Origin of the sequence: Clostridium sp. FP2, from assembly GCF_011065955.2 — a bacterium.
Taxonomy (GTDB): Bacteria; Bacillota; Clostridia; order Clostridiales; family Clostridiaceae; genus Clostridium_AD; species Clostridium_AD tagluense.
This window is the reverse complement of sequence record NZ_JAAMNI020000001.1, coordinates 943,275-966,237: the sequence shown is the minus strand read 5'-3', so window position 1 is coordinate 966,237 and position 22,963 is coordinate 943,275. Positions and strand designations below refer to the sequence as shown.

Annotated in this window: 22 protein-coding genes and 1 pseudogene; 5 read left to right on the top strand and 18 right to left on the bottom strand. The window is 31.7% G+C overall.

Annotated elements, in window-relative coordinates; all coding sequences use genetic code 11:
* Window positions 1–190: 190 nt before the first annotated feature.
* The 4 genes and pseudogenes from G9F71_RS04540 to G9F71_RS04525 form a co-directional block, all read right to left on the bottom strand.
* Window positions 191–496: a hypothetical protein gene (locus G9F71_RS04540; RefSeq protein WP_164952417.1), complete on the bottom strand. Its 306-nt coding sequence runs from the start codon at window positions 494–496 to the stop codon at window positions 191–193.
* Between the two features lie 203 nt (window positions 497–699).
* Window positions 700–1,054, bottom strand: a pseudogene (locus G9F71_RS04535) (hypothetical protein).
* 2 nt (window positions 1,055–1,056) lie between these two features.
* Window positions 1,057–1,221, bottom strand: a complete 165-nt coding sequence (locus G9F71_RS04530; RefSeq protein ID WP_164952418.1) for a hypothetical protein — start codon at window positions 1,219–1,221, stop codon at window positions 1,057–1,059.
* Window positions 1,222–1,319: 98 nt separating this feature from the next.
* Window positions 1,320–1,565, bottom strand: a complete 246-nt coding sequence (locus G9F71_RS04525; protein ID WP_164952419.1) for a hypothetical protein — start codon at window positions 1,563–1,565, stop codon at window positions 1,320–1,322.
* 68 nt (window positions 1,566–1,633) lie between these two features.
* Here G9F71_RS04525 and G9F71_RS04520 point away from each other — a divergent pair, with 68 nt between their 5' ends.
* Window positions 1,634–1,816 (top strand): hypothetical protein, encoded by a 183-nt coding sequence (locus tag G9F71_RS04520; RefSeq protein WP_164952420.1) that lies wholly within the window; start codon window positions 1,634–1,636, stop codon window positions 1,814–1,816.
* A gap of 133 nt (window positions 1,817–1,949) precedes the next feature.
* Here the strand turns inward: G9F71_RS04520 and G9F71_RS04515 are convergent, their stop codons facing one another.
* Complete coding sequence (locus G9F71_RS04515) at window positions 1,950–2,186, bottom strand: type II toxin-antitoxin system Phd/YefM family antitoxin (RefSeq protein WP_220322096.1); 237 nt, start codon at window positions 2,184–2,186, stop codon at window positions 1,950–1,952.
* 130 nt (window positions 2,187–2,316) lie between these two features.
* The gene (locus G9F71_RS04510; RefSeq protein WP_224626182.1) at window positions 2,317–4,275 is read right to left on the bottom strand and encodes an ATP-dependent DNA helicase; all 1,959 of its coding nucleotides are present in this window, start codon (window positions 4,273–4,275) and stop codon (window positions 2,317–2,319) included.
* A gap of 539 nt (window positions 4,276–4,814) precedes the next feature.
* On the opposite strand from G9F71_RS04510, the gene fliB reads away from it, so the two are divergent.
* Together fliB and G9F71_RS04500 are read left to right on the top strand one after the other, a co-directional pair.
* Window positions 4,815–6,035, top strand: coding sequence for a flagellin lysine-N-methylase (fliB, locus tag G9F71_RS04505; RefSeq protein WP_164952422.1), 1,221 nt, complete (start codon window positions 4,815–4,817; stop codon window positions 6,033–6,035).
* Between the two features lie 122 nt (window positions 6,036–6,157).
* The gene (locus G9F71_RS04500; protein ID WP_164952423.1) at window positions 6,158–6,898 is read left to right on the top strand and encodes an alpha/beta fold hydrolase; all 741 of its coding nucleotides are present in this window, start codon (window positions 6,158–6,160) and stop codon (window positions 6,896–6,898) included.
* Window positions 6,899–7,022: 124 nt separating this feature from the next.
* Here G9F71_RS04500 and G9F71_RS04495 read toward each other — a convergent pair whose 3' ends face one another.
* The 7 genes from G9F71_RS04495 to G9F71_RS04465 form a co-directional block, all read right to left on the bottom strand.
* The gene (locus tag G9F71_RS04495) at window positions 7,023–7,433 is read right to left on the bottom strand and encodes a peptide deformylase (RefSeq protein ID WP_125004633.1); all 411 of its coding nucleotides are present in this window, start codon (window positions 7,431–7,433) and stop codon (window positions 7,023–7,025) included.
* A 240-nt stretch (window positions 7,434–7,673) separates the two neighbouring features.
* Window positions 7,674–8,759 carry an IS200/IS605 family element RNA-guided endonuclease TnpB gene (tnpB, locus tag G9F71_RS04490; RefSeq protein ID WP_164952424.1) on the bottom strand — a complete coding sequence of 362 codons (1,086 nt, stop codon included), beginning with the start codon at window positions 8,757–8,759 and terminating at the stop codon, window positions 7,674–7,676.
* A 9-nt stretch (window positions 8,760–8,768) separates the two neighbouring features.
* A complete protein-coding gene (gene tnpA, locus G9F71_RS04485) occupies window positions 8,769–9,167 on the bottom strand; it encodes an IS200/IS605 family transposase (RefSeq protein ID WP_164952425.1) in 399 nt (132 codons plus the stop codon).
* Window positions 9,168–9,421: 254 nt separating this feature from the next.
* Window positions 9,422–10,510 (bottom strand): 2,3-butanediol dehydrogenase, encoded by a 1,089-nt coding sequence (locus tag G9F71_RS04480; protein ID WP_164952426.1) that lies wholly within the window; start codon window positions 10,508–10,510, stop codon window positions 9,422–9,424.
* A 406-nt stretch (window positions 10,511–10,916) separates the two neighbouring features.
* The gene (locus G9F71_RS04475; protein WP_164952427.1) at window positions 10,917–12,845 is read right to left on the bottom strand and encodes a sigma-54-dependent Fis family transcriptional regulator; all 1,929 of its coding nucleotides are present in this window, start codon (window positions 12,843–12,845) and stop codon (window positions 10,917–10,919) included.
* A 252-nt stretch (window positions 12,846–13,097) separates the two neighbouring features.
* The gene (locus tag G9F71_RS04470) at window positions 13,098–13,544 is read right to left on the bottom strand and encodes a hypothetical protein (RefSeq protein ID WP_164952428.1); all 447 of its coding nucleotides are present in this window, start codon (window positions 13,542–13,544) and stop codon (window positions 13,098–13,100) included.
* A complete protein-coding gene (locus G9F71_RS04465; protein ID WP_164952429.1) occupies window positions 13,537–13,992 on the bottom strand; it encodes a DUF3990 domain-containing protein in 456 nt (151 codons plus the stop codon). Before G9F71_RS04465 ends, G9F71_RS04470 begins: the two co-directional genes overlap by 8 nt.
* Before the next feature lie 217 nt (window positions 13,993–14,209).
* Here G9F71_RS04465 and G9F71_RS04460 point away from each other — a divergent pair, with 217 nt between their 5' ends.
* Window positions 14,210–14,485 (top strand): hypothetical protein, encoded by a 276-nt coding sequence (locus G9F71_RS04460; protein WP_187353514.1) that lies wholly within the window; start codon window positions 14,210–14,212, stop codon window positions 14,483–14,485.
* Between the two features lie 348 nt (window positions 14,486–14,833).
* Here the strand turns inward: G9F71_RS04460 and arcC are convergent, their stop codons facing one another.
* The 5 genes from arcC to G9F71_RS04435 form a co-directional block, all read right to left on the bottom strand.
* A complete protein-coding gene (gene arcC, locus G9F71_RS04455) occupies window positions 14,834–15,784 on the bottom strand; it encodes a carbamate kinase (RefSeq protein ID WP_164952430.1) in 951 nt (316 codons plus the stop codon).
* Window positions 15,785–15,858: 74 nt separating this feature from the next.
* Entirely contained in the window at window positions 15,859–17,265 is a 1,407-nt protein-coding gene (locus tag G9F71_RS04450) for a basic amino acid/polyamine antiporter (RefSeq protein ID WP_164952279.1), read from the bottom strand.
* 102 nt (window positions 17,266–17,367) lie between these two features.
* Window positions 17,368–18,369 (bottom strand): ornithine carbamoyltransferase, encoded by a 1,002-nt coding sequence (argF, locus tag G9F71_RS04445; RefSeq protein ID WP_202018017.1) that lies wholly within the window; start codon window positions 18,367–18,369, stop codon window positions 17,368–17,370.
* A gap of 33 nt (window positions 18,370–18,402) precedes the next feature.
* Window positions 18,403–19,626 (bottom strand): arginine deiminase, encoded by a 1,224-nt coding sequence (gene arcA, locus G9F71_RS04440; RefSeq protein WP_164952281.1) that lies wholly within the window; start codon window positions 19,624–19,626, stop codon window positions 18,403–18,405.
* Window positions 19,627–20,359: 733 nt separating this feature from the next.
* Window positions 20,360–21,631 (bottom strand): RidA family protein, encoded by a 1,272-nt coding sequence (locus G9F71_RS04435; protein WP_164952282.1) that lies wholly within the window; start codon window positions 21,629–21,631, stop codon window positions 20,360–20,362.
* Between the two features lie 417 nt (window positions 21,632–22,048).
* Here G9F71_RS04435 and G9F71_RS27550 point away from each other — a divergent pair, with 417 nt between their 5' ends.
* Window positions 22,049–22,867 carry a GyrI-like domain-containing protein gene (locus G9F71_RS27550; RefSeq protein ID WP_164952283.1) on the top strand — a complete coding sequence of 273 codons (819 nt, stop codon included), beginning with the start codon at window positions 22,049–22,051 and terminating at the stop codon, window positions 22,865–22,867.
* The last annotated feature ends 96 nt before the right edge of the window (window positions 22,868–22,963 follow it).

Below are 22,963 nucleotides of genomic sequence, written 5' to 3'. Positions count from 1 at the left end.
CAATTCCACTCCATTTTATCTACTATACAGTTATTCTACAAATATATTGAAATTACTTCAAAGTCTTACAATTTAATGTCAAAATATAGATGTAAAATTATTGAATAATGATAGCTTATTTCTTTGCAAAATAAAAAACACGCACAATAAAGTGAATGTTTTAAGCACTTCCTCATAAACTAGTTTATTGTCATTTATTTTTATCTCTCTTACATTCCAAACAATAACTAACCTTCTCCCTTATCTCTTCCCACCCAACCACTTCATCTTCAATCCTAACCTTCTTACCATTCAATATCTCAATCCTAACACCACCAACTAAAAAATACTCCGTTCTTCTAATAATTCTAGTTTTTTTATCTACACAAATCTCCTTTAAAAGCTTATACAACTCAATTTCTAGCCTGTTTTTAAAATGAAGCTCATGCAATGTTTCTGCATTTTTTAAAAGGTATAATGTAGTATAAGTAATCCAAACTATTATAGCTGCTACCACTAAAAATACCGTCTGTTATTATCTCTTCTTCTACTCTCTATCAGGCTCAAATACTCACTAAAATAATACTCTACTCTTGCTAAATTCATTCCATCAATACATACAAAGTAGGGTAAATCCTTATTTTCTATAGCTTCACTTTATTGATAAATTCTAAATTGGTGTTTTCAGATAATTCTTCTTCCTTCAAATCATTTACCACCTCATCTAGTTAATAAATCATTTGTCCAGCTTGGCATATTTTTATCTTTCCAAATTATATTACCATCTTTGAAATCAATTATCTCCTTAAATACTTCTGTATTATCATATACATTGATTTCATCACATATTTCAATGGCCCCTTTTAATTTCTTGTGAAATATAACTCTTTATTAGTTTCACTGCTTCTCTAGCACATTTCATTTGAAGATTGTTATCTTTCCATGAACCTATACTAGCTACAATTTCATCAGTATTTATTCTTTTTTCATCTTTATTTTCATTATAATAAATAGACTTATATATTGATGTTTTACCAGCACCATTAGTACCTGCAAATATTGTGTACGTTGGCATAATTATTTACCTATTACCTTTTCTTGTTCTCTTTGTAGAACCATATTAGATAACATAATATAAAAATCTTGCTCTTGTTTACTCTTTGCTTTTTTAAATAAATTCTTTAATTGACTATAGGATTGACTCAAAAAAATATCATATATTTCTTTGCTTTTATCTTCCATATCTAATACCTCCACTTCAAACTATTTATATAATATTATATACCAATATAATATTATAATAAACTATTACATCATTATAATAACTCTATTGTTAGAAACTATAAATGATCAATACTGGTTTTTTCACTTGGTATGATATAATTAAATCTTCCACCATCCTGCGGAAATACTAATTCGTCAACAATTAATGCATCAAATTTACCACTGTTTCTATCTTCAAGAAGGAAAAGTTTATATTTATTTAATATTGATATAATACCATTATTTTTATGCAATCTTGCTCTCCATATCACATATTTATCTAAATATATATAATAATATCTTTCATAATAATATTTTTCCATGTGTTTTTGAAAAAAGAATTTAACAATTTTATTTTCAAAGAATTGAAGAAAGCATCCAAGAGTGCCAAGTGCCTGTTGGAGTACTTTTAAACAAAGATGATGACTGTATATTTGAATATTGTAAAGCTAAAAAGTTTTTATCAAATGAGGATGTAAAAAATCTACTTATACAAATAAGAAATAAGTTTAAATCGTATAATTATACTATAAATAAAGCTGTGGACTTAACTGAGAAAGATCAGATAGAGTGATTTGAAGTTTTGAATAATTTTGGAAGCAGAGTTACTCGTATACAGCTGGATATATCTAAACAGAGAGCAAAAATCATTCAACCTCAATATCATCAAGGTCACTTTGTTCAATTTCAAACTCATTCATAACTTCTTAACTAGCTATAAAATCACTATCCTTAACATTTTCCATACGTTTTACAGCAACAGTTAACAAATTATACTCCTCTACTTTTTCCATTAATTCCTGATATTTTTCAGGTGTAATTAGAACGCAAGTTGGGACATTGTTTTTTACAACAATTTTAAATCCACCACTTTTTACTTCATCAAAAATTTTACCAGCTTCACCTTTATTAAAGCGAGAAATTGGTACAATTGGTTTTATCATAATTTGTACCTCTTTTTCAGTTATATTTTTCATAAAAAATAAGATATGATTTTAAAATATATATTATAACCTAAGCATATTAAATAAATTTGCTTAGGTTAGATCCTTCTATTGAAGAAGGTGTGGTATTTTAAATCTCCCTATGTTCCAAAGTTTTGATTTTCACTCCTCTAGGTAGAGCCCTCATAACCACCTTTTCCCATGGGGTTCCTATTACTTGGTCCATGACAGCTATTGCTCCACGGTCATCCTTTGTTCTAATTAATCTGCCACAACCTTGTTTTAACTTCAATCCCATTTCAGGGTAATCAACGGTTATAAGTGGGTTCATCCCCTCTTCTTCTGCTTCTTTGCGCCTCATTTCAATCAAAGGGTCTAGGGAAGGAAAGGGAAGCTGCCAAACTACAACGAGAGATAAAGACTCCCCGGGCACATCAATTCCCTCCCAAAAGGTAGAACCTACTAATACAGATGTAACTTCCGCACGAAACTTTTGGACAAGGTACCCTCGCTCACCTTTATCCTCCCATAAAACTTCAAAAGGTAGCGCGTATCCACTAATTTCTTTTCTTATTTTCCTAACTTCCTTCAAAGAGCTCGCAAGTATCAGCGCTCTTCCTCCATTTTCTTTCAGCAAACATAGTAATTGTTTAATTTTGCGTGAAAACTTGGCACTGTCAGTTTCCTCAAAGGATGGCTGTTGTAAATAAACCACCACCTGCTGCTCAATATCAAAGGGACTTCCAACCGTTGATATTGCTGGGTTTTTTAAACCAAGAGTCCTCATAATGTAACCAAAATCCCCCTCATCACTTAAAGTTCCTGAAGTAAACACCACAGGCAATTTTTTCAAAAATAAATGTTTATCTAGCATATTGCTCAAATTCCGAGGAACTACCCAAAAGCTGCCGTCTGCCCTATCTACCCAAGTAATAACCTCTCTACCTTTATTCCTACCAAACCTAGCTAAGGCTGTAATTGATAGTTCTATTTGAATTTCAAAGGTATGTAACGTGCTTTCCGGTAGCCCGTCTATGTATAGCTCTTCCTCGATTTGTATCTCTAAGAGCAACCGATCTAGCGCCTTATGAAAAGTATCAGCTGCTTTCAGAAGTATATCATCGGTGCGAACCGCCAGACGCTCTGATTGCTCATCATCTATCACGTTTTGATTAAGTTTTTCGAAAAAGTTAGAAGTGGCCTGTTCCAAGGCAATTGCACTTACACCCAGTGAAGTTCTTGCTCCCTGGATTTCCTCTATTGAAAGGATAATATTATCAATATCCTCTTTATGAATTTGTCTTCCAGCACCCATGGCTGCCGGCAGTATGACTTTATGCCCTTCATCAAAAATCACCAGCGAGTAATCTGGAAGCATAGGCATTTTACCGTCTGCAATTCTTTCATCCCTTGTCCACAGGTCCTGAAAAAAGATACTATGATCTGCGATAATTAAATCCTTCGAAGATCTGTAATGTTCCCTTACCTTAACAAGTTTACAAAATCCTCTTCTGGGACAGGCATCACAGGGCATAGTCTCATCCCATCCAATCTGTCTCCATTCACTATCGGATATATTCGGCATTTCTGAGCGTTCACCTTTTGTAGTCCTGGCTAACCATTGATTAATCTCATCAGAGGCTGTCGCATCGCCAAACACTCCCCCTATTCCACTAACTCTCTCATCACAAACATACTGACGAGGATCCTTTGCCATTGGCGCATCTATTTCTAATCCCAGTATTCGGGAAAGTGTTTGAATATCTCCCTTTGGCCCTGCCAGCTGTTCCTGAAGTGCTGCTTGGGCACATGCAATTACTACAGGTTTTCCGCTAAAACCAGCGTAGGCAATTGCAGTGAGTAAGTAGGCGAAGGTCTTTCCGGTACCGACCTCAGCCTCAGCCAGATGAACTTTTTTATTACAAACTGCATCAGCAAGCTGAAAAGCAGTATATATTTGCTCATCACGTATCTCATATCCATGTTTCGGAAGAATATCGTAAAAAACATCACCAATCCAATCCATCAACTTACTTGGAAACTCTTTTTTTGTTTTATAATCAAAAGGGAGCCCTATTTTCTTATGCAAAATTTTATCCTCCTGTTAACTATGGAATACCATAGAAAATATTATTTGAAAAAATACTGTAAGTTATGTACATGCACATAGTTTTTCTTTATATACTAAGCATAAACACCCTTACATTCTAAACTTTTTCAATAAGTATTATAACATTAACAATGGAGAAAAAAATTACACCTTTTAATAAGGTAACTGTGACTTGGTAAAAACAGTAAATATATTCTATGGACATATGCTCACCATCAATGGTCATAAGCCCATGAAGAATAGTATTTTTTCAACTGATAATTTTTGTTACATAAGTGATTAAATCTTTTGATTCACTAGAAATAAGGTCAGCTACCTTCTCAATATTAACAGGTTGCAATATTAGAAAGTAAAAACTTCAAGTTTTTACTTTGACCTCGGGTTACGTTACAATAACTGGAAGTTATTGTTTGATATTATGGTGCAGGTGAATACCTTGCCGGAAAATCAACTAGCATTATATATAAAAGTGATGTAGACTTAAAATTGAAATAATTTATATGCAAAGGAAGTATACAATGAGAGAAAATGTAAAAATGCGATATCCAAGATATCTTAAAGAATTTAAATGTATAGGTGGAAAATGTACAGATAGCTGTTGTATTGGATGGGATATAGATATTGATGAGGTCACCTTCAGGCAGTATTATAAAGTTCAAGACAAAGAAATGAAGCTCATGTTACAGAAAAATGTACATATTAATGATTATTACCTAAGCCCTGATATAGATTATGCAAAAATAAAATTAAAAAGTGGGAAACGCTGTGCCTTTTTAGATGAAGAAAATTACTGTATAATTCATTCTAAAATTGGAGAGAAATATCTTTCAAGTGTTTGCACATCTTTTCCTAGAATAACAAATAAAGTAGATAGGTATTATGAAATATCCCTTGATGTAGCATGTCCCGAAGCTGCAAGAATTCTTTTATTAAAAGAAGAAGGAATTGAATTTACGGAAAGTGAAGGACCTTTAGAAAAACATATATTATCGAGTGATATTGAAACTACATCTACAGAATATAATAACTCACCCCTTAAATATTTTAAAGAAATTAGAGATTTGAGTATTAAAATAATACAAAACAGAGAATTTAATTTAAGTGAAAGACTGTACATATTAGGTGATTTTGTAAATACATTAGAAAAAGAACTTAAAAATAAGTATAATGATGTACCTAGATTTATTAAACAATATAATATGAATTCAGTTAATGATTCTTATGAAAAAAATCAATCAAGTTATATTATGCAGATGGATTTTTTCAAAAAGATGATGAGTTTCTTAAATGTATCTAAAGAAGTTGAAAGTCCTTCTTTTAAAGAATATACTAAGCAAATTATAAGTGGATTCAAGTTTGATGAAGAAGAAGACATTAGCAAATACTCTGAATTATATATAAAAACATTTGAATATTATACTGAAAATTTTATAAATAATAATAGCTATATTTTTGAAAATTATTTAGTGAATTTTATGTATAACTATATGTTCCCATTTAATGAATCGGAATCAATATTTGATGGATATATTTTGCTTTTAGTAAGATATTCATTTATTAGATTTTATTTAGTCGGGAAATATCTATGTACTAAGCAAGATAACAAAGAAGATATGGTTGAATTTATCCAGTCTTTCTCAAAGACCATAGAACATCATACAACATATTTAGTTGATTCGTTAAATTATATAAAAGAAAACAAATTGGATAATATGGAATTTGCTAAAAAACTTCTATAAAAAAGACTATACCATAAATATAAATATCATTCTTACTTTTTAGATTTGGGAATAACTGTTACACACCTTAAAGTAGTGAATATTATATAAAAGAGAAATTTATGTATTGGGCGGGATACAATATGAAAATCTTTATCAAGAAAAAGTGGAAATATTATCTGTTTATAGTTCCAATAATAATAGTTACAATAATTGCAATATATACAAATAATTATTATAGAGCTATGCCTGAAGCTAAAAGTATGTTGCGTTCAACTGATAAGGTTGAATATAAAGATTCACCTTGGATTGAATATACCGCTAAAAACAAAACAATTACCAAAGGTCTAATTATATATCCAGGTGGAAAAGTTTCACCTGAGGCTTATGCACCACTAGCCGCGAAAGTAGCGGAGTCTGGTTTTGTAGTTGTAATTGTACCAATGCCCTTGAATCTCGCTGTACTTTCTCCTAATAAAGCTGAAAAGGTAATAGAAAAACATCCGAAAATTAAGCAGTGGTATATAGCTGGTCATTCCCTTGGCGGGGTTATGGCCGCTCAATTTACATACAAAAACCAAGATAAAATTAATGGTTTAATACTCTTAGCATCATATCCGCAAAAAAGTAACAATTTATCCTCAAGTGGAGTAAATGTTTTATCAATGTATGGAACTAAAGATGGATTCGTCGGAAAAGATAAGATTGATGAATCTAAAAAATTATTGCCAACAAATACAAAATGGCTTCCTATAAGTGGAGGTAATCATTCTCAAAATGGTTGGTATGGATTCCAAAAGGGTGACAATACAGCAACTATAACAAGAGATGAGCAGCAAAATATTATAGGAAAATCTATAGTTCAATTTATGAGTGGAAATTAGGGAGTGCAAGCTCAGCAATAAATCCCTCGTTATGTAACCTGCTATCTGCTGGTTTATGTCGAGGGATAATTGTGTATTTCTTTAATTGCTGTGATTCCACCTTTAGCAGCTATCTACCTTTTTTCTATATGACTATCCCATCACAATGGTCTACTTCATGTTGAATAATTTGAGCAATCCATCCTGAGTATTTTCCCCTTCGCTTCTTAAATCCCGAATCAAAATACTCTACTTCTATCTCTTTGAATCTATTAGTTTTTCTAACACCTATAAGTGAAAGACATCCTTCTTCTGTTTCATATTGACCCCTTTTATTCACTATCATAGGATTAATCATCGGAACGTCCATATCGCCCATACTGATCACAATAATTCTTTTTTTGACACCAATCATATTAGCTGCCATCCCTACACAGCCTTCTTTATTTGCTTTAAGCGTATCAAGCAAATCCTGTATCACCTGAGCATCTGCCTTTGTAGCAAGTTCTGATTTTTGATTAAGAAAGAATATGTCTTTCATAATTGATCTAACCATATGTTATACCCCTTTAATATTTGTCTTTTTTATTATGTTCTGTACTATACTAGAATCCACCATTCTTCACCTTCATTAAATAACTCAATTTCTTTTTCGTCAATATTGCATTTATATCTAACCGCATTAGTGAACTACTCACCACCTAAGAGGTGGGAGCTTCTTGGTCAATATAACTAATGCTACAAGTTTACCCAAGCTATCAAGGTCATTCCAACCTCTCTAACAATATATCTTTTATTACATTGCTAGTTTTAGTAGATTTTTACTCGCATTTATATCCCTATCCATTATCATTCCACACACTGGACATATATATGTTCTGCAAGATAAGTCCTTTGTTTGGCTTGATTGATTACCACAATTAGAACATAACTGACTACTTGCATAACTTACTGGTGCTATTATTATTTCTCTACCATACCATTTTGCTTTATACTCTAACATTCTTCTAAATTCTGACCAACTAACATCAACTATTGATTTAGCTAATTTATGATTTTTTACCATGTTACTTACTTTTAAGTCCTCAATGACTATAACTTGGTTTTGGTTAATTAATTGAGTACTTACTTTGTGTAACATATCTTTTCTTTGATTAGCTATTTTTTCATGAATTTTTGCTGCTTTTATTTTAGCTTTTTTTCTGTTGTTGCTACCTTTTTGTTTTCTTGATAAGTTCTTTTGAAGTTTAGCTAATTTTTTTTCTGATTTTTTTAAGTGCTTGGGGTTGCCGAAAAATTCTTCATCACTTGTTATTGCAAATTCCTTGATACCTAAGTCCACACCAATTTTATTGTCTGTTTTAGGCAATTTCATAATTTCTGCATCAACTAATATTGATATGAAATACTTGCCACTAGGTACTTGTGATATAGTACATGACTTAATCAATCCAGTGAATTGTCTATGTTGATCTATCTTAATCATAGACTTTAGTTTAGGTACTTTGATATGATTATTTTCAATATACACAGTCCTATTTTGATTGTTAGTCGTGTAGTTATTGGTGTTGGTTTTCTTTTTGAACTTAGGAAATCCAATTGACTTATCTCTAAAAAAATTCTTATATGCTTTGTCTAAATTCATTTGAGCATTAGCTAATGCAAGACTATCAACTTCCTTTAACCACTCAAATTCATACTTGTACTGTGCAGGCGTAGGATATTTCATTGTCTTAATATCTAGGTTTTTGTTTTCTTCATAGGACTTAATTCTTTCAGCTAACATTCTGTTATATACGAATCTAGTACATCCAAAAGTTTTAGCTAGATATATTCTTTGTTCTTCATTTGGGTATAATCTGAATTTGTAAGCCTTTAGCATTTCCTCACCTCATTTCATTCCTTGATTTTCAATATACTTTCTAACTATATCTATGGTCGCACCACCAGTTGTTATAAGGCAATAACTCCTACTCCAAAAATTCTCTTTCCACAATTGGTTTCTTATTGATGAAAACTCTTTTTTTATAAGCCTACTACTGGCACTTTTATAAGCGTTTAGGAATTTTGATATATCTGTATTTGGTGAACCTCTAAATAGCAGATGTACGTGGTCTTTATCATGATTCCACTCGCCTAACGTAATATTATATTTAGGGCATATATACTCAAATATTTCCTTTAACCTATTTGATATTTTATCATTTATTACTTCTCTTCTATATTTTATAACCAATACTAAATGATAATTTAGCAAGAATACTGAATGGTTATTTGTATCTAAATTCATTTGTTTACCTCTTTTATTTATTTACTACTGAATCGAGAATACATCATGTATAGTTATTCGTCAAGGAATTATTATTTTAGGTATCGAACTTAAAATAATAAGGGCTATCCATATCCCACCTATAGAGGATGGGAGAATTCCGCCCATTTTGTTAAATAAACTTAGAGCAAACAATAACTTCCAGTTATTGTTACGTCCCCAAGGTCGCTACATAAACTGGAAGTTTATATTTAATAATGTTAATTTAATAGTTACTACAGTTGACCGCCAGATAAAAGCGACTTATCTGGAGTTACAAGTATTTTTACATGTTTCTTCTTTTCTGCTCCGGTTAATGTTCCAAAACCTTCTTCTACTATATCATCAAGAGCTATTTTTTTAGTAATATATCCTTCTGCCTTAATCCTTCCATCACTCATTAATGCAATTGTTGCTGGGAATTCATGCCTATAAGCTAAGGTTCCTACTATTTTCTTTTCAGTAAATACTAGAACATTTGGGTTAAAGTTAATGTCACCTTCCCAAATACTTGTTATAACCATGGTACCTGCATATTTTAAACTATCAATACCTATATCAAAACCTATTTTTGCTCCAGTAGTTTCAAAAGCTACATCTACTCCTACACCACCTGTAAGTTTTTTAACTTCCGTAGCTATATCAACTTCATTTGGATCAAGAACAACGTTTGCTCCTGCTCTCTTAGCATATTCTTGTCTTATTGATTTTCTTTGTAATACTACAATAAGTCTTGCTCCTGCAGCCTTTAAACATTCAATTGTTGCAAGTCCTATTGGGCCTGAACCAAGTACAATTGCAGTATCTCCTGCATTAAAATTAGCCATTCTAATAGAGTGAAGAGCAACTGCTATTGGCTCTATTAATGCTGCTTGTTCATAAGACATGTTATCAGGTATTTTATGTACATATTCTTCTGGGAATACAGTATATTCAGCAAGTCCACCGCCGCTTCCACAAAGTCCGTGAAATCCTAATGATGAACAAAGATTATATTTTCCTTCTTTGCAAGCTGGACATTTACCACAAGCTAAAATAGGTTCTACTGTAACTCTATCACCAATTTTAACATTAGTTACGCCTTCTCCAGTTTCTACAACTTCGCCAGAAAATTCATGACCTAAAACAACTGGTGCAACGTTACCACTTAGAGGATGAGGTTGTCCAACTGGTATGAAAATCGGTCCTGCTAAATATTCGTGTAAATCTGATCCACATATTCCACACCATTTCACTTTAATTTTAACATTTCCACTAGTAACCTTTGGTTCATCTATTTCCTCAACTCTAACATCATTTTTATCGTACCATAATGCTGCTTTCATAATAAAATCTACCCCTTTATAATAAAATTATATATTTTGATTGTTAATTCTCTCACATATTTATATAGCAATTAATATACCAAAATATTAATTGCTGAAAACATTACTTAAAAAACATTTTTATCACTGCTTAAGGTCTCTTAAATCATTGATGTAAAGTAAGTATCACTTGGGTTATCCTAGTAAAATACTCTTATTGAACATTAGTAACCCTTAGTTATAATGTAAAATCAATTATTTTTATATTTCTTCTAAAAAAATTCTATAAAATTAAAAAAGCATCTTCAATGTCAAAATGACACACTAGTTAGTGTGTCATTTTGACATTTTACAGATATTTACTGTCTTTTTGATACATTATATAGCTAGTTACTCCCGATTTAAAAGTAAAATTTAGTACATTTTCTTAAACATTGTTAATATTATATTTTTTAATTTTTCTATACATAGTAGATCTGCTTATTTTTAACATTTGAGCAGCTTTAACTAGGTTTCCATCACAAAATTTAAGAGCATTTATTATACTTTCAATCTCTAAAATACCTATAGGAATAATGCTGATTCCTTTATTTTCTTCTACATATTCACTTATTTCTCCTGTATTTAAGTATTCTACTCCAGTTATACTATCTTCACTTGAATAATAATCTCTTTCTATAACATTTCTAAGCTCTCTCACATTACCTGGCCATTCATATTTCTTAAGATTTCTAATATAAGATTTATTCATGACTTTGATTTTATCATTATTTTTTATATTTAGTATATCTACAAAATGTTTTGTTAGTACTTCTATGTCCTCTTTTCTTTCTACCAGTGGAATAGTTTTTATGTTCATTACATTTAACCTATAATAAAGGTCTTCTCTAAAGGTTTTCTTTTTAACTTCTTCCTTTAGCCTTTTGTTGGTTGCACATATAATCCTAACATTTAATTTTTTCTCATAGGTTCCGCCCACTCTAACTATTTTATTGTTATCTAATACCCTTAATAGTTTTGATTGAATATCTAGAGGAAGTTCTCCTAATTCGTCTAAAAAAATAGTTCCTCCATTTGCAAGCTCAAATTTTCCAGGGTGGCCCTCTTTAATAGCTCCCGTAAAGGCACCCTTATCATATCCAAATAGTTCACTTTCAACCAATTCTCTTGGTATAGAGGCGCAATTTATAGCTACAAAAGGACCCTGTGCCCTTTTACTATAATTATGTATTGATTGAGCAATTAACTCTTTACCTGTACCACTTGCGCCTTCAATTAGTATATTACAATCACTTTTTGCAGCTTTCTTTGAAAATTCTATCAAACTTTTCATCTTTTCATTATTACTTATAATATCTTCAAATTTATAGGTAGCCTTATAGCCCACTACTTTATTAACCAATTTATGTACATATTCTGCTTCCCTAAAAGTTATAACCACACCTGAAAATTTATTATTATCCTTCATAGCAACTACATTTATTATACATTTTATCCTCTTATTTTTTATGTGAAAATCACATTCTATATTATTATAAGCTTGTAGAGAATTTGACAGCATATAATTAAAATTTACATCTTTTAGTGTTTCTATTATATTCATTTTAAATATTTCACTTTGTGTTATGCCTAAAATATTTTTAGCCTTATCATTTATCCTTTTCACATGAAAATTCTCATCAATTACTATCATACCTTCCACAATTGAGTCAAATGTTATATTTAATAAATTATAAGAACTAATAAGCGCTAGCTGCTTTTTTATGGACTCCGCCGCCGCTGTAACAATTCCCAAGGTATGCAAGTGTGCATCATAATAAATTCCCGACATATTTATACACCCTATTATATTTCCCTCTTCATCATGAATAGGTGCTGAGGAACACGTCCAAGAATGTTGATTTTCCCCATAATGTTCAGCTCCTATAGTCTGCATAGGTTTATCTAAATAAAGTGCTGTTCCTATAGCATTAGTTCCCACCGCTTTTTCTGTCCAAAGAGCTCCTTTTACAAAATTTAGCTCATTTGCCTTTTGCATAATATTACTATCTCCAATAACCTCAAGTATATATCCATCTCTATCTGAAAGAAACAGTGCAAATCCAGAACCCGCTATAATATTATATATATCTTCCATTATAGAGCGGGATATGGAAACAAGTTCTGAATTATCTTTGATTTTAGATTCTAAGGGTACAAGGTAGTCATCATTACCACGCCCATCCATGAAATCTACACCATATTCCTTGCACCTTTTCCAGGAATCTGCTATTTCTAATTTTACCTCATTATTCATATATCCTTGTTCCACAAACTCTTTCCAAGCCTTTGAAATAAACTCCATATAACCTACCATAATCTTCATCTCCTTGCATCCTTAGCACTCTTATTGCCACTCACGTAGAAAGTGACATTTTATTTTATTATACTATTTTATTATAAAAATTAATATAACACATCATAAAAAGCCATAACTATACTCTTATATATTAGTCATGGCTTACTGTTATATTTTTTTGCAAATTCTAAAGATGCTTTTAGTATCGTAAAGAACCACTAACTCACGCCTGAAGTCACAAGTGTGCGTGGTTCAACTCAATTGTTAATTTTATGCCAATAGTTTTCCTTCTAAATAAGAATACTTTAAGTATTCTGGATTACTATAATATACTGATGAATTAAAATCTGAAATCTCATCACTAATAAATGATTGAAATACTGCGTATAGTACCTCTACTATATTATCTTGTTCTGAACTTACATCTATTATTAACCTTTGATATTCTTTGCCTATTGCTTGAAAACTTGGTACATTATATTTACATAACCCTACTGAATCAAAATCACCTTCTTGAATATTAAAATACTCTATTATCTCATCTGATACTTGTTCAAATGATAAACAATGATTAACATCAGCAAGTTCTAATTGCCTATCTAACTCCTTCTTACCAAGTATTTTTACAATAGTTGCTCTTCTATTACTCGTCTTTCTTCCTATAAACTCTATGAGTGAACAAACATAAAATAAATTATTTTTTTGAGTATCATTCATTTATAATTTCACTCCTCTCAAACTTAAGGCAGTCTAACCCTTTCAATGTATGGAAACTTATTTGATGAGTAGGATATTTAAACTTTGCTAACTCCCAAAAAATATTTCTAGTAATCTCTCCTGCTAAAAAATCATTTACATAATTCCAAACAGTATCATCTGCCATTGGTCCTTCTACTATGTCATAATCATGTACTAATCCCTGTCTACAAACTGAAATAAAATCTAACCATTCATCAGTCATATTTTCAAATTTTAATATTTTTAACTCTTTATTCTCTGTGTAAGTATAATAATTAACTGTACCATACATTCTATTTCTTTTAGCCCATTTTTTAGCTTGTTCAAAATCATTGGTACAGTAAAATCCCCATGAAAAATCTTTTGTGTATTTACTTTTTCTTATCTCCGGAAATTCAACAACTTCTCCAGAAGCATGATACAACATAAAATACTCACCTCTCTCGTACATATTTACTTCTTTGCTATAATAAAATTATATATTTTAACTTTAATTACATACTGATATGATTATTTACTAGCTTCTTTTTATTATATCACTTTTATAATTTCTCTTCTATTAATTATAACCATTTAAATAAATACTAACCTTAACACCGCTCCTCCTTGCTAGTCAAAAGAGAACCCACAAAGGTAACTGCGACTTGGTAAAAACAGTAAATAATTCTAGTCTAACTGAATCGGAATCAATATTTGATGAATATATTTTGCTTTTAGCAAAATACTCATTTATTAGATTTTATTTAGTTGGGAAATATCTATGTACTAAGGAAGATAACAAAAAAGATATGGTTGAATTTATCCAGTCTTTCTCAAAGACCATAGAACATCAACATCATACAACATATTTAGTTGATTCGCTAAATTATATAAAAGAAAATAAATTGGATAATATGGAATTTGCTAAAAAACTTCTATAAAAAAGACTAGTGAACAGCAAATTAATTAGTTGGGGACTCCACTACCTAACTTAGTCTTAGCAAAATTAATAAAGTCATATGTATCCCTATCATTCGACATTATTGTGTTAACTTTCAAAATACCTGCAAGACAAACAGCCTGCTCATTATGCAAGCAGGCTGTTTGTCTACATTATTTTGACCTGAGAACTTAGTAACACTATTAGAGGTTTAGATTTGAGAACATTTTTGCAATAAAAAATAGTGCCTTTTCACAGGCACTATTTTTCTAAGCTACATCAACTTATGGATGAAGTGAGTAATACCAGTCATAAGAATTTTCTTCTTAGGACTTACATCTTAATTTAATTAGTTTGTTATCACAGTTCCTGCCGTTCCACCTATAGCTTCTCTAGCTTTCTCAAGGGATGTTATAATTGCTTTTCTACCTTCTTTTGCTTCAACAAAGCTAAGAGCTGCTTTTATTTTAGGAAGCATTGAACCAGGAGCAAAATGTCCTTCTTCGATATAAGTTTTAGCTTCTTTTACTGTTATACTTGAAAGATTCTTTTGATCCGGCCTTCCAAAGTTAATAGCAACCTGTTCAACTGCTGTAAGTACAACCAATGCATCAGCATTTAGAAGTTCTGCTATTTTACAAGAAGCAAAATCCTTATCTATTACTGCTGGTACTCCTTCAAGTGTTCCATTTCCTGTGTCAATTACAGGTATACCACCTCCACCAACAGTTATAACAACATGTCCAGCTTCAACTAATGTTTTTATAATAGGTTCTTCAACTATAGCCATTGGAAGTGGTGACGCAACTACTCGTCTCCAGCCTCTATTTGAATCTTCCTTCATTATATATCCTTTTTCAGTCATTAGTTTCTTCGCTTGCTGCTCTGTAAAGAAAGAACCTACTGGTTTAGTTGGATTCTTAAATCCTTCATCATTAGGGTCTACTATTACCTGAGTAACTACTGTTGCGACTTCCTTATTTATCCCTCTTTTTCTCATCTCCGCCCTAATGCTTTGTTGTAGATGATAACCTATATAACCTTGACTCATAGCTCCACATTCAGGAAAAGGCATTATTGGGCTATTTTCATTTATTGAAGCGGCTGCTTCATAAGTAGCTATAAGTTGACCTACTTGAGGTCCATTACCATGAGCAACAATTACCTCATGCCCCTCTTCAATTAAATCTACAATAGCTCCAGAAGTTTCTCTTGCAGTTACTAACTGCGCTTCAGCTGTAGTATCCTTAGGATTTGCTTGAAGGGCATTTCCACCAAGTGCTATTACTATTCTTGCCATATTTATCTCTCCTTTTACGTTAAGCTAGTAAATATATTTTATTTAACAGCTTTTATATTTTATTGAAATTACATCTAAAGTTGAATTTTACCAATTGCAAGCAGTATAATCATCAAGATTGCTCCTATCATAATCGCTGCCATTCCTATTTTCTCATTTAAACTAACAACTTCGTTCTTTTCTTTTCTAGCCTTTAGATATACAAATATACCAATTGCATACAGTATTACTGCTGTTCCTAAATATTTAATTCCTACTGCATAAATTACATATAATGAATAAATACAGGCTAATATAGAAACTACCTTATCTTTAAGTCCTAGTCCATCTGCTAATGAAACCTTAACTGCATATAATGATGAAAGCAAATATGGAATCAAAATACATGTTGTAGAAATTAAAAACACACTATTGTAGGCAGTTTGAAGTGCTGGTAAAAGTAGGGAAAGTAAAAATATTTGAGTTAATCCATCCGTTAGCAATAATGAATTTACTGTAGCACCATTGTTATTTTGTTTCATAAACCATTTAGGCATTGTACCTCCTTTTGCCGCAACATAAGGGATTTCTGCTGCAAGCATAATCCAACTAATTAGGCAGCCTACAAGTGAAACTATTAAACCAACCTTAACAATTAAAGCTCCAACACTTCCAATTACCGTACTTGCTAGTACATCGGCTAGTGGTGTAGCTGATCCTGCAAGAGCTTTAGCTGAAATTACGCCCATAGCTGTTGTTGAAACCAGTGCATAAAGTATTAAAGTTACAATTAAACTTATTATTGTAGCTGTTCCAACAATCTTTTGAGATTTTGCTCTCTCAGAAAGTACCGTTGCAGCTTCAATACCAATAAAGCACCACAAAATTGTACCCATTGCTCCTTTAACTTGCGCAAATACTGTAGTAGAATCTCCAGTAGCCGCTAACACTGTTTTCCAATTTGACACATTAAAAGTTCCAAATTTAAATATTGCAAGTCCAAATACAACTACCATTAATAATGGAATAATTTTTGCCACTGTAGCAACAGCGTTTATTATTCCAGCGCTTTTAATTCCACTCATTTGTATATAATGAATTCCCCATAATAGTGCAGACGCTAATATAAATGATATTATAGGACTCATGTCACCTACTAAACTATTAAAGGTTTTAAATATAAGAATAAAGAATGCAACATTTCCAAGCCAAGCACTTAACCAATATCCCCAGGCTGAATTGAATCCAATAAACTCTCCAAAGCCTTCCTTTGCATAAGTAAAAATTCCCCCTGTAAGCTCGGGCCTTCTGTTTGCAAGCATTTGAAATACTAGTGCTAGAAATGCCACACCAAGTCCACCAACTGCCCATGCAATAAGTACTGATTGAGGATTTGCTTTACCTATAAGATCAGTTGGGCTATTGAAAATTCCGCCTCCGATCATGGAACCAACACCAAGAGCCACTAATAGTGACAATCCTAACTTCTTTTCTTTTTCCATTTTATATTCTCCTTCTGCTCAGTGCATTTGCAATATTTTAAATTAGTGAGGGCGATAATATTACCCTCACTAATTAACCTTATTCTTATAAATTATTTTAGCCTAGTCACCAAGTGTAGCAACCATAACTGCTTTGATTGTATGCATTCTGTTTTCTGCTTCATCAAATACTATTGAAGCCTCACTTTCAAATACTTCATCTGTAACTTCAACACCATTCATTCCAAACTTTTCAAATACTTCTCTACCAACTCCAGTTTTTAAATCATGATATGCTGGCAGACAATGCATAAATTTAGTATCTTTATTGCCTGTTAACTTCATCATTTCTTTATTAACTTGATATGGTTTTAATATATTAATCCTTTGCTCCCACACTTCATCTGCTTCTCCCATGGATACCCAAACGTCAGTGTATATAACATCTGCACCTTTTACTCCCTGCGCTACATCATCCGTAATAGTGATTTTTGCTCCTGTATCACTGGCTACTTCTCTACATTTATTAACTAGTGCATCTTCAGGAAATAATGAATTTGGAGCAACTATTCTAAAGTCCATACCCATCTTGGCAGCTCCTATCATAAGGGCATTTGCCATATTATTTCTTCCATCACCAGCATAAACAAATTTGATTTCATTTAATGGTTTAGAAAAATGTTCTTTAATAGTTAAAAAGTCAGCAAGAATTTGAGTAGGGTGATCTTCAGTAGTCAAGCCATTCCAAACTGGCACTCCTGCATATTTAGCTAATTCTTCTACTACTTCTTGTCCATATCCTCTATATTCTATTCCATCATACATTCTTCCAAGAACTCTTGCTGTATCTGCTACAGATTCCTTTTTACCAATTTGAGTTCCTGTAGGTCCAAGATAAGTTACATGTGCTCCTTGGTCTAGTGCACCTACTTCAAAAGCACATCTTGTTCTTGTAGAACTTTTTTCAAATATTAGCGCAATGTTTTTGCCTTTTAATGTTTGCTGTTCTGTACCTGCATACTTAGCTCTTTTTAAATCCCTAGCTAAATCTAAAAAATAGTTTATTTCCTTTGGAGTAAAGTCCATCAAAGTTAAAAAGTTTCTGTTTCTTAAGTTAAACATAATAAATTCCTCCTAATATTTTGTTATTTTTTGTTTTTATAAGTTATCTCTGTTTAGAGGCATACTCATACATCTTGGACCGCCTCTTCCTCTCGAAAGTTCAGCACTTGGCATTGTTAACACTGTTATACCACGTTTTGATAAAATTTCATTTGTAACATAATTTCTTTCATAAGTTATAACCTTGCCTGGTGCAATAGCGAGAGTATTTGATCCATCATTCCATTGTTCTCTTGCTGCTATAATAGAGTCACCGCCACCGCATCTTATTAATTCAACTGAAGGCACCTTTAATGCAGATTTTAATATATTTTCCAATACATCTTTCGATTGTTTAATGTGCAATTCTCCATTAACACCTTTTGTAATTTCAAAAACATTAAGGGGTCCTTCTATAGCTGGATGTATTGTAAATTTATCATAGTCAACCATAGTAAATACAGTATCAAGATGCATAAATGCTCTACAAGCTGGAATCTCCAATACTAATACTTTATCGAAAGAAGCATGTTTCGCAAACAAATTCTTTGCTACCACTTCTATAGCCTCAGGTGAAGTTCTTTGACTACATCCTACTGCAAGAGTTGTGGCAGATAATACAAGCTCGTCCCCACCTTCAATATTATTAGGAAGGTTTCTATCGTACCAAAGTGGTACTTCATATTGTTTAAAAGATTTATGATATTCATGAATAAATTTAAGGAACAATGTCTCGCGCCTTCTAGCTTCAGTTTGCATAGTATTTATTGTAATACCATTTCCAATTGAAGCGCCTGGATCTCTTGTAAAGTAAAGATTAGGCATAGGGTCTAAGTAGAAAGGATATTGATTTGATATTAATCCTCTTAGCGAATGCATTCCCTTAACATCTATCTCATTTTTTCTAACTCCAGCCATAAGTATATCAATCATTTCACTTGTAGGCTTTGATATTAAATATGTATAAAGGGATTCATATATCTCTTTATTACTAATATGGCTTTCTTGTAAAAACTGTTGTATAAATATTTTTTTTACTTTATCATCATTTAAGGCCTCAGTAGCAAGTTCTTCTAAATAAAGAACCTCCACATCATTTTCTTTTAATATTTTTGCAAATATATCATGCTCTTTTCTTGCTACTTCTAAATAAGGAATATCATCAAAAAGTAATCTTTCAAGAAGCTCTGGCACTAAATTTTCTATTTCTCTCCCAGGCCTATGTAGCATTACTTTATTAAGTTTTCCTATTTCAGAAGTTACATTTATAAATGACTTCATTTAATTTGCCTCCCTGTTGTTTCTTGTCTATGTCATCATTATGGAGTATACGATTTCATAAGGAAAACTGAATATTTTACTATAATTAGATATATATCATGCCTATTATCATTTATATTAATTTAACACCGCATTCCTTATGCTAAGCTTTATTTTGCGCAATAATGCTATGTATGTTTACATTTGACAATTAGAAATGTTGAATTGTTTGCATATATATTCACAATCTTTTAATTTACTGTGTATAATGAAAAAAACAAGGTATAAATATTCAATAAACTTTTTTTTGAATGTTTATACCTGTAAATGTATATTATTATCTATCAAAAATCGACATAGCTTGCATGTTTGTGATTTTATTGCCCATCGTTGTACATATTAACTCATTTTTATCCATTATATTGCATTAAAATCATTGATGATATCTTATTGTTAACAAATCGTTCATAGTTTTGCCACTTAAAAAGTCTCTATGAGAGCTACTCATAAAATAAACTTTAAATGAAATACAAACTAACTGAATATTTACCTTGAACAAAGAAGTATTTTTGTTGTAGTATGTGACCCCCACTTATAGAAGTGGGAGACTTCTTTCTGAAATGTCATTAAAAAGAGGCTGTCTCAATTTTCATTTGAGACAGCCTCTTTTTATGATTAGGATATGCAATTTCGCATTCACTGTGGGCATTAACAAGTAACTTTGATAGTTCCTGTATTTACAAACAAATGCCTGTTATGCTTTTGGAGGTGTTCCTTCAGCGTTTGATACAACTACATCGATTTGTACTAAAGCATCTTTAAGTAAAGCTGATACTCCAACTGTTCTTCGTGCAGGAACACCGCCTGGGAAGAATGTTGTGTAAACTTCGTCTACAGCATCAATATCTGCGATATTTTTAAGGAAGATATTTACTTTAACCACATCCTCCATAACGTGATCCACACTTTCTACAATTGCCTTGATATTTTTTAAGCACTGCTTCGCCTGCTCTTTTACACCACCAGCTACCATTTCACCAGTTTTTGGGTCTAAAGGTAATTGAGCTGAAATATGATTGTAATGAGAAAAAGCTACAGTTTGTGTATATAGAGAACTTTTTGGTGCATTTTCCGTATTGTTTGCTTCTATGATGAGTCCATGCCTGTCTTCAACAAGTTGTGGGGGCGTACCATCTCCGTGTGACACCACTGCTTCAATTTGTATCAAAGCATCCATAAGCAGCGCTGAAGCTGCAACCGTTGTCAGTGCAGGGACATAGGCTACGGCCCTTGCGATAGCGGAGTCTGGGAAAAACGTTGTATAAACTTCGTTTACGGCTTCAATATCCGAAAGGTTTTTAAGGAATATATTAATTTTAACAATATCGTCAAAAGGAACGTCGATACTTTCTAAAATTGCCTTGATATTCTTTAAGCACTGCTTCGCCTGCTCTTTTACACCACCAGCTACCACTCTACCAGATTTTGGATCGATTGGTAATTGAGCTGAAAGATTATTGTAATGAGAAAAAGCTACAGCTTGCGTAGATAGAGGGCTTGTTGGCGCATTTGCCGTGTTATTTGTAAGCTTTATGAGGTCGCCTGCTTGTGGTGCGTTTGGAATTGTACCTTCACCGTTTGAAAGAAGTGCTTCAATTTGCACCAAAGCATCCATAGGCAAAGCTGCAACTGCGACTATAGTCCGCGTAGGAATATAGCTTAGGAAGAATGTTTTATAAACTTCGTCTACAGCGTCAATATCTTTAATATTCTTAACGAATACAGTGATTCTAACAACATCGCTCATAACATGGTCGATGCTGTCTACAATTGCCTTGATATTTTCAAAGCACTGCTTCGCCTGTTCTTTTACACCACCAGCTACCAATTCACCAGATTTTGGATCGATAGGTAATTGAGCTGAAAGATTATTGTAATGAGAGTAAGCTACAGTTTGTGAATATGGACCGATACCTTTTGGAGCATTTTCCGTATTTCTTGCTAATACTGCGTTATAGTCGCTCATAATAGTATTCCCCTTTTGTAATATTTATTGATAGAATCATTAAAATTCATCTAAGTAAATCATAAACCTTGGACTAGCTCTAATGTCAATAGGTATTATTATTATTTTAAAAATAAAGAGAAATCACGAGGAAAACTTAAAGATACATTAAGAAATTTGATTTTGATAAATGATATATACTCAAAGTCTTATAAAAAAAGAATTGAAAAACTACAATGAATTTTATGCTAAACATACAGATTTTTTTTAATGACTGCGACAATAAAATTAAAACTCTATAAAATAGAGCATAAACCTTAGAGCTGGTCTAATGTCAATATGTTACATTCATATTTTTTAATAGCTTTAATGTTACTTAGTGGTTTATAATAATAGTGATAAATAGTTTAATATTTATCGAATGGAAGTGACATAATTGTGAAGGATACTTTTTTAATTGGAGAATTAGCCAAGCTTTTTAATATAAGCACAGATACCTTAAGGCATTATGACAAAATCGATCTTTTAAAACCTAATTGTGATGTTGAAAATAAATACAGATTCTATAGTGTTCGGAATTTTTTCAAACTAAGCAGAATCCTATTTTTTAAAAATCTTGATATTTCATTAAAGGATATTAAAAAATATATGAATAATAAAAATACAAATAATTTAATGACCTTACTAAAAAATAAGGAAGAGGAAATTGATGTAAAAATAAATAAGTTAGTCAATTTAAAAAACAAAATAAATACAAAACTTGAGCTACTTGGAAATATAAAACATGAGCTGAATACTGTAAAGATAAAGCGCTTGCCTCAAAGAATTGGAGTTGTTTTAGACATTAAAGATAGTAAAAACGAGTGCGAACTTAAAGAATGCGTTAAAAAAAACGAAAAATATTTAAAGCTCAGTTCCTGGCTTATTGAAGGTCAAATATACACTTCTCTTTCAAGAGAAAACATGACAAGTGGAAATTTTAATAAATTTAAATATTTCATCGAAATCTTGTCAACTGAAAATATAATAGAGTTGGATTTGATAACGATTCCAGAAAATGAGTTTGCTTATGTTGTTTTTTTAGGACCCTATAAAGATATCGAAAATCACTATACTGTTCTTATTGAATGGATTGAAGAAAATGGATACGAAATATTGGGAGACTCTATCGAAAAAAATATAGTAGATTATGACTTTTCAGATTCTGAAAATGAATATATATCTGAAATACAAATACCTATTAGAAAACTGTTATAACTAGAAGTTACATTCTTGCTAATAACATAGGATTTAAATCCTCATAGTCTCGCTAATAAATTCAGGGGTGGACAACAACTCTTATTCTAGAGTATG

Excerpts from the sequence above, each read along its gene's own strand:
- G9F71_RS04530 (WP_164952418.1), bottom strand. The coding sequence starts at position 1,221 with ATGGAAGATAAAAGCAAAGAAATATATGATATTTTTTTGAGTCAATCC.
- G9F71_RS04525 (WP_164952419.1), bottom strand. The coding sequence starts at position 1,565 with ATGGAAAAATATTATTATGAAAGATATTATTATATATATTTAGATAAA.
- G9F71_RS04515 (WP_220322096.1), bottom strand. The coding sequence starts at position 2,186 with ATGATAAAACCAATTGTACCAATTTCTCGCTTTAATAAAGGTGAAGCT.
- fliB (WP_164952422.1), top strand. The coding sequence starts at position 4,815 with ATGAGAGAAAATGTAAAAATGCGATATCCAAGATATCTTAAAGAATTT.
- G9F71_RS04500 (WP_164952423.1), top strand. The coding sequence starts at position 6,158 with ATGAAAATCTTTATCAAGAAAAAGTGGAAATATTATCTGTTTATAGTT.
- G9F71_RS04495 (WP_125004633.1), bottom strand. The coding sequence starts at position 7,433 with ATGGTTAGATCAATTATGAAAGACATATTCTTTCTTAATCAAAAATCA.
- tnpB (WP_164952424.1), bottom strand. The coding sequence starts at position 8,759 with ATGCTAAAGGCTTACAAATTCAGATTATACCCAAATGAAGAACAAAGA.
- tnpA (WP_164952425.1), bottom strand. The coding sequence starts at position 9,167 with ATGAATTTAGATACAAATAACCATTCAGTATTCTTGCTAAATTATCAT.
- G9F71_RS04480 (WP_164952426.1), bottom strand. The coding sequence starts at position 10,510 with ATGAAAGCAGCATTATGGTACGATAAAAATGATGTTAGAGTTGAGGAA.
- G9F71_RS04475 (WP_164952427.1), bottom strand. The coding sequence starts at position 12,845 with ATGGTAGGTTATATGGAGTTTATTTCAAAGGCTTGGAAAGAGTTTGTG.
- G9F71_RS04470 (WP_164952428.1), bottom strand. The coding sequence starts at position 13,544 with ATGAATGATACTCAAAAAAATAATTTATTTTATGTTTGTTCACTCATA.
- G9F71_RS04465 (WP_164952429.1), bottom strand. The coding sequence starts at position 13,992 with ATGTTGTATCATGCTTCTGGAGAAGTTGTTGAATTTCCGGAGATAAGA.
- arcC (WP_164952430.1), bottom strand. The coding sequence starts at position 15,784 with ATGGCAAGAATAGTAATAGCACTTGGTGGAAATGCCCTTCAAGCAAAT.
- G9F71_RS04450 (WP_164952279.1), bottom strand. The coding sequence starts at position 17,265 with ATGGAAAAAGAAAAGAAGTTAGGATTGTCACTATTAGTGGCTCTTGGT.
- arcA (WP_164952281.1), bottom strand. The coding sequence starts at position 19,626 with ATGAAGTCATTTATAAATGTAACTTCTGAAATAGGAAAACTTAATAAA.
- G9F71_RS04435 (WP_164952282.1), bottom strand. The coding sequence starts at position 21,631 with ATGAGCGACTATAACGCAGTATTAGCAAGAAATACGGAAAATGCTCCA.